Source organism: Frankia sp. CeCAU1 (assembly GCF_977971845.1).
Genome location: NZ_CDWWXA010000049.1, coordinates 1 through 16,020 on the forward strand (window position 1 = coordinate 1; position 16,020 = coordinate 16,020).

At 69.9% G+C, this 16,020-nt stretch carries 9 protein-coding genes; 7 read left to right on the plus strand and 2 right to left on the minus strand.

Going from position 1 to position 16,020, the window contains the following annotated elements; all coding sequences use genetic code 11:
* Positions 1 to 245: 245 nt before the first annotated feature.
* On the minus strand, positions 246 to 2,528 hold the full coding sequence (locus tag AC08OO_RS11075) for an NAD-binding protein (RefSeq protein WP_476618477.1): 2,283 nt from the start codon (positions 2,526 to 2,528) through the stop codon (positions 246 to 248).
* Positions 2,529 to 2,872: 344 nt separating this feature from the next.
* Here AC08OO_RS11075 and AC08OO_RS11080 point away from each other — a divergent pair, with 344 nt between their 5' ends.
* The 5 genes from AC08OO_RS11080 to AC08OO_RS11100 all read left to right on the plus strand — a co-directional run bounded on the left by AC08OO_RS11080 (position 2,873) and on the right by AC08OO_RS11100 (position 10,478).
* A complete protein-coding gene (locus AC08OO_RS11080; RefSeq protein ID WP_476609658.1) occupies positions 2,873 to 6,121 on the plus strand; it encodes an ADP-ribosylglycohydrolase family protein in 3,249 nt (1,082 codons plus the stop codon).
* 201 nt (positions 6,122 to 6,322) lie between these two features.
* The gene (locus AC08OO_RS11085; RefSeq protein ID WP_476618478.1) at positions 6,323 to 6,958 is read left to right on the plus strand and encodes an AMIN-like domain-containing (lipo)protein; all 636 of its coding nucleotides are present in this window, start codon (positions 6,323 to 6,325) and stop codon (positions 6,956 to 6,958) included.
* Between the two features lie 307 nt (positions 6,959 to 7,265).
* Positions 7,266 to 8,786 carry an aldehyde dehydrogenase family protein gene (locus tag AC08OO_RS11090; protein ID WP_476609656.1) on the plus strand — a complete coding sequence of 507 codons (1,521 nt, stop codon included), beginning with the start codon at positions 7,266 to 7,268 and terminating at the stop codon, positions 8,784 to 8,786.
* Positions 8,787 to 8,856: 70 nt separating this feature from the next.
* Positions 8,857 to 9,867 carry a zinc-dependent alcohol dehydrogenase gene (locus tag AC08OO_RS11095; protein ID WP_476609655.1) on the plus strand — a complete coding sequence of 337 codons (1,011 nt, stop codon included), beginning with the start codon at positions 8,857 to 8,859 and terminating at the stop codon, positions 9,865 to 9,867.
* Positions 9,868 to 10,055: 188 nt separating this feature from the next.
* Entirely contained in the window at positions 10,056 to 10,478 is a 423-nt protein-coding gene (locus AC08OO_RS11100) for a hypothetical protein (RefSeq protein ID WP_476609654.1), read from the plus strand.
* Positions 10,479 to 10,554: 76 nt separating this feature from the next.
* On the opposite strand, the gene AC08OO_RS11105 is transcribed toward AC08OO_RS11100, so the two are convergent.
* Positions 10,555 to 12,684, minus strand: coding sequence for a catalase (locus tag AC08OO_RS11105; RefSeq protein ID WP_476609653.1), 2,130 nt, complete (start codon positions 12,682 to 12,684; stop codon positions 10,555 to 10,557).
* A 156-nt stretch (positions 12,685 to 12,840) separates the two neighbouring features.
* Here AC08OO_RS11105 and AC08OO_RS11110 point away from each other — a divergent pair, with 156 nt between their 5' ends.
* On the plus strand, positions 12,841 to 14,976 hold the full coding sequence (locus AC08OO_RS11110; RefSeq protein ID WP_476618479.1) for an acetate--CoA ligase family protein: 2,136 nt from the start codon (positions 12,841 to 12,843) through the stop codon (positions 14,974 to 14,976).
* A 151-nt stretch (positions 14,977 to 15,127) separates the two neighbouring features.
* A complete protein-coding gene (locus AC08OO_RS11115; protein WP_011437337.1) occupies positions 15,128 to 15,988 on the plus strand; it encodes a prephenate dehydratase in 861 nt (286 codons plus the stop codon).
* Positions 15,989 to 16,020 lie beyond the last annotated feature (32 nt).

Sequence of the window (16,020 nt, forward strand, 5' to 3'; positions counted from 1 at the left end):
CAAACGAGGCGGCTCTCTACCGAGCCGGTCACAGGCCCAGGTCGTTGATGATCCGGCTGAGCTGATCGGGCGTGACGGACGGCTGCGGACTATCGACCGTGAGGCGGTTCATCGCCTCCAGGTAGACGTCCACTTGTTCCCTTTCATCCAAATAGGCGGTAAATATTCACACGGTTTTGTGATCCGGGCAGGGCTGTGCGCCGCGCGGCCACTCGTCCAGGTAGCGCACCGCCACGGTGATGGTGTCACGCAGTTCCCGCCGTGGCGATGTCGACCTGCTGGTTGCGCCGCACCATGTCGACGATCCGGTTCACCGGTCCCACCACGAACAGCTCGTCCCCGGGCCGGAGCCGGGTGTGGCGTCCCGGCCGGTAGTCCGGCCCGCCACCGGGAGCCCCCTGGCCGTCCCGCTCCACGCCGTCGTCGGTGTCCGCGCCGCTGTCCAGGTTCACGCCGCTGTCCAGGTTCACGTCTCCGCCGGTGTCCGCGTTCGCGGCCGCGGTGATCACGGCGAGCACCCGGGTCCCGGTGGACAGCTCCCACAGGGTCGGGCCGACCAGCCCGCCGCCGGCGTGGATGGTCATCCTGGCCACCAGGAACGGCGTGCGCTGCACGTAGAAGGTACTGATGACGTCGTAACCGAGCGCCGCGCCGACGAAATACGGCGTGGCCAGGGCGGACGCGCTGCGTGCCGTATGGATGCCGAAGCGCCGCTCGACCTCGTCGGCCATCGTGGTGTCGAAGATCCGCAGCACTACTCGCAGGTCGGGGTGGTGCGTGTCCGGGTCGGACTCCCGTATCCGGCCGCGGGACCACCCGCCGCCCCGCCGGGCGACGCTGCGGGCCGCCCACGCCCCCAGCAACTCCTCGTGCGCTTCCCGGGCCGACAGCACGGCCTCCAGGTTCGCGACGTCGTCGCTGGTGAGCACCGCGATCGTGGCGGCGTGGGCAAGGCCGGCCTCCAGCAGCGTCGAGCGGACGGTGGCATCCCCGATGATCACGGGCACCCCACGTTCACGGGCGACGGGCAGGTACCGGTTGTTCTCGTCACGCTCGATCACCACCACATGCCGGCCCGCGCGCACCAGGCCGTTCATCGTGGCGACCCCCACCGAGCCGAGCCCGCATAGAATGACGTGCCCACGCACCGCCCCGGCCCGCCCGCGTCCCATCACCCGCTCCAACCGACGGCTGATGATGATGTTGGTAATGAACGCATAGACGACGGCGATCGACAGGGCGCCGAGCAGCATCAGTCCGATGCCGAACACCTGTAACCACTCGTCGGCGGCGCCGAAGTTGAAGTCGCCGTAGCCGACCGTGGCCATCGTCGCGACCGTGAGGTAAAGCGCGTCCAGCGGGCCGAACTCGGCGGGTGCGGCCTCGTTGTGGTTGGCGTAGGTCAACCACAACACGACCGTACCGACCATCATGATCGTTACTACGGCGGCGAGTGCGAACCGGAAGGGGGGGTCGAACTCCCCACGGATCATCGAAACGATCTCCCGGAACCTGGCCACCGTGGCCCGCCAGACCCCCTGGGCCCCCCCGGGCTCGCGGGGATCGCCGGGATCGCCGGGATCGGCCGAGCCGCCGGCCAGCGCGGCGAACAGCCGCGCGTCGTGCAGGCCCGCAACCGTCATGCCCCGCTCGTGGAACTCCGACAGCCGCCCGAGGAGCGTCAGCCGGTCGCCGGGACGCAGCGAGACGTCGCGGGGCGGGCAGAGCTCGGGGAGACGCTCCCCCGCGCGGCGCAGCGAGATCGGGGTCAGATCGCCATAGCGGGCCCGGAAGGCATGCCGGCCTATGATCGACTCCTCGATCACCGCGAAGACCTCGGCATCGGACCGTTCGTCCATCGGGAAGGCATGCATCACGTCCGAGCGGAGGCACGCCTCGACAAAGCTCGGCCCCGCGAGCTCGGCCCGGTTCAACACCCGGACCTGGCTGAGCGCGTCCGCGAGCTGGTCGCCGAGCTGGCGGTTACTGATGGCCACGACGAGCCGGACACCGGGGGCCGTCTCGGCCGCGACCAGCGCCGTGCCCAGGTTGTCGAGGTCCGTCTCGTGACAGGACACGACCGCGAGCGCCGCAGCGATGCCGGCCTCGCGCAGCGCCCCGGCGCCCCGGGTACTCTCCACCAGGACCCGCACGCCCCACCGCTCCACCCTGCGCCGGGTGGCGGGGGCGACCCGATCGTCGATGGCCACCACCGTCACACCCGACGCCCGGAGCTGTTCGGCCAGCCGGAGCCCCAGGTTGCTCAGCCCGCAGACAATGACGTGACCCGACGAGTCGGAACCACCCGAACCACCGAAGGCGCCCGAACCTCCCGAGCCGCCCTGACCGTTGACGGCGCCATGCCCGCTGAGGACACCATGACCATCGAGGACACCATGCCCGCTGAGGACACCATGACCATCGAGGACACCATGCCCGCTGAGGACACCATGACCATCGAGGGCACCATGCCCGCTGGCGGTGCCATTGCCTCCGGTCGCGCCGGGACTTCCAGAACCCGCTGCCATGCCACCCCCCTCCAGCACGCCGAACCGGTCCCGTCCCGGTCATGCCTCGACCGGACCATCCTCAACCGGATCGGTCCGGGGCCGATCAACACCGCTCGGCACGCCGTGGCGCACCTGGCCGGTCCTCGCCGGACCCGGCCGGGATCGGGCGCGCCACAGGGGAACAGGCACCGCGCTGAGGTGGGGTATGGGGACTCGTCCACTGCCGCCAGTTTGTCATACCGGCCCGCGGCGACAGCCGGGCACGGACCCGATGGGCGGATCCGCCGCCTCCGATAGTCTTTTCCACCGGTAAGTGGCGAAACGGTTCGGATTCGGCTACCCAGGCAGGGCGGAGAGCAGCAGTGAAGGCGAACGAAACTACTCTGGGTGAACTCCTCCAGGGTCAGTGTCAGTACGTCGTCCCGTTGTACCAACGCCCCTACAGCTGGGAACGCGCCAACCTGCGGCAACTCTGGGCCGACATCACGAGCGTGGCCGCCGCCGGTCCAGCGGCAACACACTTCCTGGGTTCGCTGGTTCTCGCGCCGAGCCCGTCAACCACGCCGGCCGGAGTGGCGATCTGGCTGGTGGTGGATGGTCAGCAACGGCTGACGGCGCTGAGCATCCTGCTCTGCGCCGTCCGCGATCATGTCCGAGATGACGATCAGATGCTCGCGGCGAAAATCGACGATCTGTACCTCATGAACAGGTACGCGGCCGGCACCGAACGTTACACCCTGTTACCGACGCGAGCCGACCGGACCGCCTGGACCGCTCTCGTCGAGCGGTCGCCGGAGGCAGGAGGCCGGGCGGGGATCGGCGACGCATACCAGTTCTTCCGCAAGGAACTCGCCGCGTTGCGCGACACCGACGACCCGCTGGACGCAGCACTGATCGAGCAGGCCGTGGTCGGTCAGCTCGCAATCGTGGAGATCGCCGCGCATGTCGACGACGACGTCTACCGCATCTTCGAATCGCTCAACCACACCGGCCGCCGGCTCACCCAGGCGGACCTGCTGCGCAACTACCTGTTCATGCGGCTACCCACCCGAGCGGACCGGGTGTACGACTGGCGGTGGTTCCCACTCCAGGAACTGCTCGATGACAGACTGGAGGATCTGGTCTGGCTCGACCTCGTGCTCCGCGGCGACGACCGTGCCACCAAGGAGACCGTGTACCAGTCGCAGCGGCAGTATCTCCAGACGCTGCCGGACGAGGACGCCATCGAGCAGTGGATCTCCGAGCTGCATGCAAAGGCCCTGCTGTTCAGCCGGATCCTCGATCCGGACCGGGAGGAGGACCCGGTCCTGCGGCAGGCCCTGCACCGGCTGCGCCGGTGGGGGGCGGACGTCGTCCGGCCGATCGTCCTACACATGCTGATCGCGCATGCGAATGACCGTCTCGACGCCACCGAGACCGCCGCGGCACTCCGGGTGGTGGAGAGCTACCTGGTGCGGCGGATGCTGGTCGGCATCGCGAGCGCCAACAGCAACCGCATCCTCATGTCGCTCGTCAAGGAGCTCGGCGACCAGACACCGACCGCCGCCGCGGTCACACGGGTTCTCTCCGGCCCGCGTAAGAAGTTCCCGACCGATCAGCCTGTGAAGGAAGCCGTCCTGCTCAATCCCTTCTACTGGACCGGACGCGGCCCTCAGCGCACCTATGTGTTGCGCAGCCTGGAAGAGGATTACGAGCATCTCGAACCAGTCGACTGGGGCGTGAAGCTGACGGTTGAACACATCCTCCCCCAGTCATTGTCGAGACCGGGATGGAAAGCGGTTCTCGACGCCGATGCCCACGAGGGTGAGACGCGCGACGAGCTGCACCGCAGGCTCGTCCATACTCTGGGCAATCTGACGCTCACCGCCTATAATCCGAAACTCGCCGATCACGAGTTCACCGAGAAGAAGAAGCTGCTGGCCGACAGCGGGCTGGCGATGAACCGAGAAATCGCCGGTCAGGACAGATGGGGCCGGGAGGAGATCCAGAATCGTGGCCGGGCGCTCGCCGAGCGGATCGTGAAGATCTGGCCCGGCCCGGACGAGTCCGTAGTACCGCCGTCCCAGGACCAGCGATGGACCCTGATGAGCCGGGTACTGGCCGCGATCCCACCCGGCCGCTGGACCAGTTACTCCGACGTCGCGGAGGTGATCGGGTCCCACGCCGTCGCGGTGGGAGCCAAGCTGGCCAGTGCCCGGATCTCCAACGCCCACCGCGTCCTGCTCCTGAACGGTTCCGTCCCCCCGGACTTCCGCTGGCCCGATCCGGAACGCACCGACGATCCACGGGAGATCCTGACCGCCGAGGGTGTCATTCTCAGCAGGTCGGGCCGGGCACTGGCCCGCCAACGCATGACCGCCGCCGAGCTCGCCGCCGCCGCCGATCTCGAAACCCCGGAAGAGAGCCAGGGCGCCGCCGGAACCAAGGAACGTCTGTGGGCCGCCCCGGCCGCCCGGTCCGCCGTGGGGCTCGCGGTCGGCCTGTGGCCATCAGAGCGGCGCGCGGCGGCGCCCACGGACGATGCGAACTCCGGCCTCTCCTACCGGGACCGGGTCCGGGGCTGCCTGCTGGGCGGGGCGTTGGGAGACGCGCTCGGTGCGGCAATCGAATTCCAGTCGCTTGACGAGATCCGACGGGAGTACGGGACGGCGGGGGTCATCGGCCTCACGGCCGCCTACGGGGTACACGCTCCGTTTACAGATGACACCCAGATGACGCTCTTTACCGTGGAGGGTCTGATCCGGGCCTCGGTCCGCAGCCGTTCCCGGGGCATCGCCGATCCGCCCGCGGTGCTGTGGCGCGCCTACCAGCGTTGGCTCACGACGCAGCGGCGGACCGGTCCGGCCGCCGGGGAGGTGGACGGCTGGTTGGCGGCGCAGCAGCTGGTGTATGCCCGGCGCGCTCCGGGGAACGCCTGCCTGTCCGGGCTGGGGCGCCCCGAGATGGGCACGCTCGCGCGGCCGGCGAACCCCGGCAGCAAGGGATGCGGGGCGGTGATGCGCTCGGCCCCGTTCGGGCTGCTCCGGCGGGGCCCGGAAACCTCCTTCGACCATGCGGTCGCATGCGCCGTGTTCACCCACGGTCATCCCTCCGGGTACCTCGCCGCGGGCGCGTTCGCATGGATCGTCGCCGCGATGGTGGACGGCGCTAGCATCACCCAGGCCACCGCATCGGCCCTCGGCCGCCTGTCGGCCGAACGCGACGGCAAGGAAGTGGCCAGAGCTCTGCGGGCGGCGCTCGGAACGGCAGCGGACGGTGCGCCCACGGCGGAACGCGTGGAATCGCTGGGCGCCGGCTGGGTCGCCGAGGAGGCGCTAGCGATCGCGGTGTACTGCGCGGTGGCGGCGCCCGACGATCCGCAGACGGCGCTGCTCGCGGCAGTCAACCACTCCGGCGACAGCGACTCGACCGGTGCGATCTGCGGGAACCTCGTTGGCACCGCTCTGGGTGAGCCGGCGCTGCCGGCAGCCTGGCTGAAGGAGCTGGCGGGCTATGAGCTGGTCGGGCAGGTCGCGGACGATCTGGTAACCGAGATCGAGAACACCGCGACCGTCTCCGACGCCTTCGGCGCGGCCACCCCGGCCTGGTCCACCCGCTACCCCGGGAGCTGAGCTCACGCACATCAGCTCTCCCATCGGTTCGAGCTGTGCCGGTGCTCCGTGGTGCTTCCGGCTCACCTGGTCGGGGGACGTTAACCTGACCGTCCCCTGCCGAAGGTCCCTTTCGGCCACCCGGGGCGGCGAGGTGAGCTGGGCTGCGAGGTGAGTTGCATGAAGGGGCGGACAACAACGGGCCGGCGATGGATCGGGGCGGTGGCGCTGCTGGCGGGCGCGCTGCTCGTGCCGCTGGGATGTGGCGGCGGTGCCGGTGGCGGCGGCTCCACCGACGTCACCACGCCGAAGCCATCGGTGTCCGGCACCTCGCCGGTGCCTTCTCCGTCCGTGTCCTCCCGCTCGCCGGATGGACCGGTGGTGACGTCGCCTTCCACGACCGCGACGCCGCGGGAGCCGGTCTGGTCGAGCGAACCGCGCCGCGTCGAGCATCAGCTGTACGGTAACGCGACAGTCGTCGCGGTGCGCGGCGCGCACAACGTCGCCGGCGGGATGGCTTTCGATCGGCTGACGATCGAGTTCCAAGGGCAGATCCCTGGCTACGAGGTGCGTTACGTGGCCGAGGTGCTGTCGCCGGGCGAGGGCGTTGCGGTCCCGCTGCGGGGGCAGGCCTTCCTGGAGGTGGTGTTGTTCCCGGCCCTGGCCCACGATGAGACCGGTAGGTCGACGCTGCGCACACCGCGGGCCGGCGGCGGGCTTCCCGCGCTCGTCCAGTATCGGATGACCGGCGACTACGAGGGATACGTCCATTTCGGCCTGGGGGTCGACGATCGGGTCGGCTTTCGGGTGTTCGAGCTGTCGAACCCGTCGCGCGTGGTGATCGACCTCGCCGCCTGAGGCCTGCCGGTGAGGCCTCGGCCCGTGGCCTGCCCGCACCGCCCTGGCGCGGGCAGTTCCCTCTTTGCCTTCGCCGGTCATCGAGGCACACCGCGCCGCACCCCGAAAACCCAGCACAACAGCGTGATCAACTTAGGCTGCCCGGCACTGGCCCGGGAACGGCCCGTTCGGCATCGGGGGTCGGGACCTTCCGCACGTGCTCTCAGGACTGGCGCGATATGGGGTGCTTGGCCTCGGCAGAGAAACATACATGCCGGTCGGGGCACGCCGGAAGGTGCGCCCGCCCTGCGGAGATCGGGAGGCTGTCATGACGTACGTCCCACCTGGAAAGCCAGGCAGTATCGTCCATGTTACGGACCGGTACGAGAACTTCATCGGTGGAAAGTGGCTGCCGCCGCGGGCCGGTAAGTATTCGACCAACCTCAGCCCGGCCACGGCGCAGCCGATCTGTGAAATACCGCGGTCGGCGGCGGAGGATGTCGAGGACGCCCTGGACGCGGCGCACGCCGCCGCCGACTCCTGGGCCGCCGCGTCCCCGGCGGAGCGGGCCGAGGTGCTGACCGCGGTGGCGGATGCGATCGACGCCAACCGGGAGATGCTCGCGGTCACGGAGAGCTGGGAGAACGGCAAGCCGGTGCGGGAGACGCTGGCTGCCGACATCCCGCTGGCCGCCGACCACTTCCGGTACTTCGCCGCGGCGGCGCGCACCCTGGAGGGGTCGATCTCCGAGATTGACGGCAAGACCTACGCCTATCACTTCCATGAGCCGCTCGGGGTGGTCGGGCAGATCATCCCCTTCAACTTCCCGTTGCTGATGGCGGCGTGGAAGCTGGCGCCCGCGCTGGCCGCGGGTAACTGCTCGGTGATCAAGCCGGCGTCACCGACGCCGTGGTCGGTCCTCAAGTTCGCCGAGGTGATTCAGGACGTCATCCCGCCCGGCATCATCAACATCGTCAACGGGCCCGGCGCCGAGGTCGGCAGAGCCCTGGCCACCAGCCCGAAGATCGCGAAGATCGGGTTCACCGGTGAGACCACGACCGGCCGGCTGATGATGCAGTACGCGGCGCAGAACATCATCCCGGTCACCCTGGAGCTGGGCGGAAAGTCCCCGAACATCTTCTTCGAGGACGTCCTGGCCGCCGACGACGCCTATCTGAACAAGGCGGTCGAGGGGCTGGTGCTGTATGCGTTCAACAAGGGCGAGGTGTGCACCTGCCCGTCCCGGGCGCTGATCCAGGAGTCGATCTACGACGAGTTCATGGCGCGGGCGCTGGAACGGGTCGGCCGGATCCAGCAGGGCAACCCGTTGGACCCGGCGACAATGCTGGGCCCGCAGGTCTCCGCGCAGCAGCTGTCAAAGATCGGCTCCTACGTGGACATCGGCCTGGCTGAGGGCGCCGAACTGCTGGCCGGTGGGCACCGGACGCGGCCGGCCGGAGAGTTCACGAACGGCTACTTCTTCGAGCCGACGCTGCTGAAGGGCCACAACAAGATGCGGGTCTTCCAGGAGGAGATCTTCGGCCCGGTGCTGGCTGTCACCACCTTCAAGGACGAGGCCGAGGCGTTGGCCATCGCCAACGACACGCCTTACGGGCTCGGTGCCGGCGTGTGGACGCGGGACGGTGCCCGCCAGTTCCGGCTGGGCCGGGGCATCAAGGCCGGCCGGGTCTGGGTCAACTGCTACCACCGGTATCCGGCGGGCGCGGCATTCGGCGGATACAAGGTGTCCGGCATCGGCCGCGAAAACCACCGGATGATGCTGGAGCACTACAGCCAGACCAAGAACATGCTGGTCAGCTACGACGAGAACGCGCTCGGCCTGTTCTAGGGTTTCGGATTCCAGGGTTCCGGAGTCCTTTGGCATTTCCCACCGACGATTCCCCTGGCTGGAGGATGTTATGAAGGCAGCAGTTGTCACCGATTTCCGGGCACCGTTGCGTATCGAGGACCGGGACGTCCCGGTGCCGGGGCCGGGTCAGATCCTGGTACGGATGGAGGCCAGTGGCCTGTGCCACACCGACATCCACGCGGCGCACGGTGACTGTCCGGTGAAGCCGACTCTCCCGTTCGTCCCGGGTCACGAGGGCGTCGGCGTGGTCAAGGCCGTGGGCGCCGGGGTGACCGGGCGCGCGATCGGCGACCGGGTCGCGATCCCGTGGCTCGGTCACGCCTGCGGACGCTGCCGCTACTGCGTCGGCGGCTGGGAGACGCTGTGCGAAAGCCAGCGCAACAGCGGCTACTCGATCGACGGTGCGTTCGCCGAGTACGCGGTGGCCGACGCGGACTACACGGTGCCGGTGCCCGGTGACGTGCCGTCGTTCGACGCCGCGCCGCTGACCTGCGCCGGCGTGACCACCTACAAGGCCATCAAGGTAGCCGGGGTGACCCCGGCCGAGACGGTGGCCGTGTTCGGCATCGGCGGGCTGGGCCACCTGGCGTTGCAGTACGCCCGCATCGCGGGTGGTTTCACCGTCGGGGTCGATGTCACCGAGGCCAAGCTGGAGCTGGCCACCGAACTGGGCGCCGACCACGTGGTGAACGCGCGGACCGCCGACCCGGTCGAGGCCATCCAGCGGCTGGGCGGCGCCGACGTGGCGGTCGCGCTCGCCGCGTCGCCCCGTTCGTTCGAGCAGGCGTTCGCGTCGCTGCGGCGCGGCGGCCGGCTGGTCTGCGTGGCCCTGCCGGCGGATGGCACGATGTCCATCCCGATCTTCGACATGATCCTGAAGGGGATCACGGTCAAGGGATCGATCGTCGGCACCCGCAACGATCTGGCCGAGGTGTTCCGACTGCACGCGGCCGGCCGGACCAGGGTGATCGCTTCCGGCCGGAAGTTGGACGACGTCAACGCCTGCATGGACGAGGTCCTGGCCAGCAAGGTCCCGGCCCGGCTGGTGTTCGAGTTCTGATCTGGCCCGTTCCGACCGGCCCGGCTGATCCAATTTGATCAGGTCTAACACGGTCTGATCAGGTCTAACACGGTCTGACCCGGTCTGATCCGGTCCGCTTTGACCTTGCCCGCACGGCCATCGGTCCTCATCCCCGCCCCAACGGGGAAGAGAAGCACGAGGAGAATCCCGAAAGAGGGAAAGACCACATGAGTCCGCTTACCGTGGGCGTGGCCGTGGAGACCGCGCCCGGCGAGCGTCGGGTGGCCATGGTTCCGCAGGTCGTGGGCCGATTGGTCGGCTCCGGTCTCGACGTGCTCGTCGAGACCGGAGCCGGACGTGGCGCATGGTTTCCCGACGACGCCTATGCCGGGGCCGGCGCCACCGTCGTCGCACGGCTCGACCTGTTCGCGCGGGCAGACGTAGTGGTGTCGGTCAGCCTCCCGGACCCGCGGACGCGCGCGTTGCCGCGCGGCGGGCAGACCCTGGTAGGGCTGCTGGCGCCGTTGCCGCGGCCGCAGGTGATGGCGCAGCTGGCCGCGGTCAACCCCGAGTTCGCGCAGGCCGATGCCGCCCTGGTCGTCGGCGCCAACGACGTGACCAACCCGGCGGACCACCGTGGTCACGCGTGAACCCGGCCTCCTCGAAGACCTGACGGGCCTTGACCGTCAGTCACGATCTGGCGCATCGGCACCATCGCACCCGGCCCTACGCGGCGACGGCCTCCAGCGCGCGGTCGAAGTGCCGATGGGCGGCCACAGCCGTGGCGAACGCGGAACCGAAGTCGCCGAGCACGGACGGCCCCGCAAGGTCGCGGACCGTCACGATACCCCGGTCGGACACCACCGCGTCACCCTGGTCGGCGACCCGCGCGCCCGGCAAGGATGCGATCTCGAGCAGCGACACCCCCGCGCCGACCGCGCCGACCGGCTTCGCGTGCTTGTACGCCTCGCCGACATAGTGCACGGCCTCGCCGTTGTGTGTCAGTGCGGTGACACCGCGCTCGCCAGGGGCGACGAACACCGCGTCGTAGAGGACCGAGGACATGGTCACCAGCGTTCGGTCCACCGGCAACGCGTCGCCGGACACCGTGGCGAGCATGCCTCCGTGCGGCGCGAGAACCTCCAGGATCGCGCCCTGTTCGCGCAGCGCGGCGGTGGCCGAACGCAATGCCACCTCGTCCACGCCGTCCGCCGCGAGCACCGCGATCCTGCGGGTGGCCACCCGGCTGGGCTGGTCGGCCTGACTCAGCGCGGGTGAGGATCGTCCGTGGTTCGGGGTGCTCTCCGGTGGCACCGGCAGTCCGAGGTTCTCGGCGACCCCGGCCGCGAGTTCGTGGTCCACCTGGGCGAGATGTCCCAGGACACGCTCCTTGATCTGGGTGTAGTCGACCTTGCCGAGCTCAAAGCTGAACGCGTCGACGATGTGCCGCCGCTCCCAGGAGGACATGCTGTTCCAGAACAGGGTGGCCTGGCTGTAGAAGTCCTTGAAGCTCTCGCTCCGCTTACGGATCGTGTTCCCGTCGACCCGCTCGGCGTAGTGCACGTACCCGCCGTGCGCCGGATCGGAGAGCACCGGGCAACCGCCGCTGATCGAGTTCGGGAAGTACGACGTCTGGCTCTGCTGGATGCGATGCTGCCCGTAACCGTCGCGGGAGTTGTTGTGCACCGCCGCGACAGGCCGGTTGACCGGCAGCTGGGCGAAGTTCGGGCCGCCGAGCCGGATCAGCTGGGTGTCCAGGTAGGAGAACAGCCGGGCCTGCAGCAGCGGGTCGTTCGTGAAGTCGATGCCGGGGACGACGTTCTGTACGCAGAACGCCACCTGCTCGGTCTCGGCGAAGAAATTGCCGGGGTTGCGGTTGAGAACCAGCCGTCCCACCGGCCGCACCGGCACCCGCTCCTCAGGGATGATCTTCGTCGCGTCGAGAAGATCGAAGTCGAACGCGTGCTCGTCGGATTCCGGCACGAGCTGCACGCCGAGTTCCCACTCCGGGAACGTACCGTTCTCGATCGACTCCCACAGGTCCCGCCGGTTGAAGTCGGGGTCCCTGCCCGCGATCTTCTGTGTCTCGTCCCAGACCAGGGAGTGCGTGCCGAGCTTCGGCCGCCAGTGGAACTTGACGAAGGTCCCCTGCCCGGCGGCATCGACGAACCGGAAGGTGTGCACGCCGAAGCCCTGCATCATCCGGTAGCTGCGCGGCAGCGCCCGGTCCGACATCAGCCACATCATCATGTGCATCGACTCGGGGACGAGACTGACGAAGTCCCACAGGGTGTTGTGCGCGGAGGATGCCTGCGGGATCTCGTTGTGCGGCTCCGGCTTCACCGCATGGACGAAGTCGGGGAACTTGATGCCGTCCTGAATGAAGAACACCGGCATGTTGTTACCGACGAGATCGAAGTTACCCTCCTCGGTATAAAACTTGACGGCAAATCCGCGTACGTCCCGGACCGTGTCCGCGGAACCGCGGGAACCGCCGACGGTCGAGAACCGTACGAACACCGGGGTACGCCGGCCGCCCTCGCCCAGGAAGTGCGCCCGGGTCACGTCGGCGAGCGACTCGTACGCCTCGAAGTACCCGTAGGCACCGGCACCACGGGCGTGGACGACCCGCTCGGGGATGCGCTCGTGATCGAACCGAGTGAGCTTCTCCCGGAAGTGGAAGTCCTCCAGCAGCGTCGGACCGCGTTCCCCCGCCGCGAGCGAGTCGTCGGTGTGTTCGACACCGATCCCCTGGTCGGTGGTCATGCGGGCGCCGTCGTCGCCGACTCGGACGGCGTCGAGTTGCTGCTGCTTCGCGTCGTCCCGCGGGAGGCGCGACGTCCCAGGATCGGTCATGATGGTCACCTCGCTGGCTACCTGATGCTGTCCGGGCGTACCCGGACCTACCCGCGACGACACGAGTAAATCTCGCTTCCGGACGGCGTCGCGCCGGCGTCGCGGTCTTCCCCGCCGCCAGCGGGAACCAGCGAGGAACCAGCGAGGAGGCATCCGTTGCGGGAGAACCTGGCGGAGTCGCGCAGCATCGCCCGGCTACTCCACCCGCGCACGGTCGCCGTGGTGGGGGCGAGCCGCGAGCCGGGCTCGATCGGTCACGAGATCTTCCGCCGGCTGCTCGCCAGCGAGTTCACCGGCTCTGTCTATCCGGTCAACGCCGCGGCAACCCATGTGGCGTCCGTCTACGCCTACCGAGACCTGCGCGACGTCCCAGTCGAGATCGACCTCGTGGTCGTCGCGGTGCCGGCGCCACGGGTCGCCGAGGTCATGCGGGCCTGCGCGGAGAAGGGGGTACGCGGCGTCATCGTGGTCGCGGCCGGCTTCGCCGACGGGGGTGACGAGGGACGGGCCCGGCTCGCGGACGTTATCCGGATCGCCCGTGACGGCGGCATGCGACTGATCGGGCCGAACGCGATGGGCGTCATCAACACCGTCCCGACGGTCCGGCTGCACGCCACCTTCGCGGTCGGCGACCCCCCGCCCGGCCGGGTCGGCCTGTTCACCCAGTCCGGGGCGCTCGCGGGCACGTTCCTCACCGACGCCTCCCGGCGCGCACTGGGCATCTCCACGTTCGTCTCGATCGGGGACCGCTCGGACGTCTCCTGCAACGACCTGCTGCGGTACTGGCGCTCCGATCCACGAACCGGCGTGGTCATGCTGCATCTGCAGAGCCTGGGCAACCCACGCCGGTTCGCCCGGATCGCCCGCGAGCTCAGCCGGCACAAGCCGGTCGTGGCGCTCAAGAGCGGGCGGGAGGCCGCCCACAGCGACATCGGCGCCCTGTTCAGCAGCGCCGGGGTGATCCGCGTCGACACGTTGAGCCAGCTGTTCGACACGACCCAGCTGCTGGCCTGCCAACCGCTGCCGGCCGGCCGGCGGGTCGGCATCGTCGGGACCTCCAGCGCGCTCGCGGCGCTCGCCGCCGACGCCTGCCGTACCTACGGGCTCGACGTGCCGGCGCTGTCCGCCTCGACCTGCGCCGGCCTCGCCACGCTGGTCGGCCATCGGTACGCCACGAACCCCGTCGATCTCGGGCCGCTGGCCGATCCGGACCGGTTCGACGCCGCGCTGCGCGCGGTCGCGACCTCCGGGGACGTCGACGCGATCATCACCCTGGTCACCCCGCACGCGCAGGTCGACCGGCTGGCGAGCTCGGTGCGCGCGGTGGCCGTCGAGAGCGGCCTGCCGCTGCTCACCTCCTTTCTCGGGCAGGATGGGATCCCCGCCCAGCTGGCTGTCCGGGACGGCTCGGGTACCCCGGGCCCGGGGTCGGTGCCGTCCTACGCCTCGCCGGAGTCGGCCGCGCTCGCGCTGTCCCGCGCGGCCGACCATGCCGCCTGGCGGGCCCGGGACCAGGGCAGCGTCCCCGTGCTGGCCGGCATCGACCTGGACCGCGCCCGCGCCGAGGCCGAGCGCTACCCGAAGGACGGGGCGTGGCTGCCCGATGCCGCCGTCACGACCCTGCTGGCCGGGGTCGGCCTGCGCGCCTGGCCGAGCCGGCGGGTCGGCGACCAGGCCGAGGCCCTCGCCGCGGCGGAGGCGTTCGGGTGGCCGGTGGCGCTGAAGATCGCCGACGAACGGTTCCGCAGCCGGCTCGACGTCGGCGCCGTCCAGCTCGGAGTCGACGATGCGGCCGGGCTCACGCAGGCCTGGCAGGCCATCCGCGCCGCCGTCGGGCCGGGCGACATGCTCGTGCAGCCGATGGCCCCGGCCGGGGTCTCGACCGTGGTGCGGCTGCGGCAGGATCCCATCGTCGGTCCGCTGCTCTCACTGCGCCTGGGCGGGGTCGTCGCGGACCTGCTCGTCGACCCGCTCTCCCGCACGCTGCCGCTGACCGACCGGGACGCGGCCGAGCTCATCCAGGAGATCCGTGGCAGTGTGCTGCTGCTCGGCGGCTCCGGGGCGCCCGCCGCCGACACCGACGCCCTGGCCGACCTGCTGCACCGCGTCGCCCGGCTCGGGGAGGAACTGCCGGCCATCGCCGAGATCCTGCTCGATCCGGTGCTTGTCGGCCGCCGCGGCGTCGTGCTGCTGCACGCCGGCATCCGCCTGCTCCCGCCCGAGACCGAGCCACGGACACTGCCACGGACACTGCCACGGACGCTGCCGCGCGCGCTCGCCGCCGGCGGTTGAGCCCGCTCCTCGGGCGCGGGGGGACTCCTCGCCCGGGAACTGTACGGTCGAGGAGTCAACACCGGCACCAACACCAACACCGGCACCGGCACCGGCACCGGCACCGGCACGGACCCAGCCGGTACCCGATCCAGCGGATTCGAGGACATGGATGACCGCCCGACAGAGGATCGCGTTCCAGGGCGAGCGGGGAGCCAACTCCCACATCGCCTGCCGGGACGTCTATCCGGACTACGACGCGGTCCCTTACCAGACCTTCGACGAGTGCTTCTCCGCGCTGGAGGAGGGTGAGGTGGACCTGGCGATGATCCCGGTGGAGAACTCCACCGCGGGTCGGGTCGCCGACATCCACCATCTGCTCCCCCGCCCCGGGGTGCACATCATCGGCGAGTACTTCCTGCCGATCCGTCACCAGCTGCTCGGCCTGCCCGGGGTGACCCTCGACGAGGTGAAGACGGTGCACAGCCATCCCCAGGCGCTGGCCCAGTGCCGGGAGGCGTTGCGCACGCTGGGTCTGACGGCGGTCGCCCACGCCGACACCGCCGGGGCCGCCCGGGAGATCGCCGAGGCGGGCGATCCGGCCAGGGCCGCGATCGCCTCCCGGCTCGCCGCCGAGGCGTACGGGCTGCAGATCCTCCAGGCCGATCTCGAGGACGCGGAGCACAACACGACGCGGTTCCTCATTCTGTCCGGCGAGAACCTGCGCGCGGCCGCCGGTGTCGGCCCGATCGTCACGACGTTCTTCTTCAAGGTGCACAACCGGCCCGCCGCGCTCTACAAGGCCCTCGGCGGCTTTGCCACGAACGGGGTCAACATGACCCGCCTGGAAAGCTACATGGTGGGCGGGGGCTTCGTCGCCACCCAGTTCCTCGCCGACATCGAGGGCAGCCCGGAGGAGCCGGCCGTCGCCCGCGCCTTCGAGGAGCTGTCCTTCTACGCCGACCACCGCATCCTCGGCGTCTACCGGGCGAGCCGGTACCGGGAACGGATCAGCACCGGTTCCGGGGCCTGATCGGCCGCCGGTGGAACGCGCCCCGGCAGAAG

What these genes read in the sequence shown, in the direction of transcription:
- AC08OO_RS11105 (WP_476609653.1), bottom strand. Translation starts at nt 12,684, where the DNA reads ATGACCGATCCTGGGACGTCGCGCCTCCCGCGGGACGACGCGAAGCAG.
- AC08OO_RS11075 (WP_476618477.1), bottom strand. Translation starts at nt 2,528, where the DNA reads ATGGCAGCGGGTTCTGGAAGTCCCGGCGCGACCGGAGGCAATGGCACC.
- AC08OO_RS11095 (WP_476609655.1), top strand. Translation starts at nt 8,857, where the DNA reads ATGAAGGCAGCAGTTGTCACCGATTTCCGGGCACCGTTGCGTATCGAG.
- AC08OO_RS11100 (WP_476609654.1), top strand. Translation starts at nt 10,056, where the DNA reads ATGAGTCCGCTTACCGTGGGCGTGGCCGTGGAGACCGCGCCCGGCGAG.
- AC08OO_RS11115 (WP_011437337.1), top strand. Translation starts at nt 15,128, where the DNA reads ATGACCGCCCGACAGAGGATCGCGTTCCAGGGCGAGCGGGGAGCCAAC.
- AC08OO_RS11090 (WP_476609656.1), top strand. Translation starts at nt 7,266, where the DNA reads ATGACGTACGTCCCACCTGGAAAGCCAGGCAGTATCGTCCATGTTACG.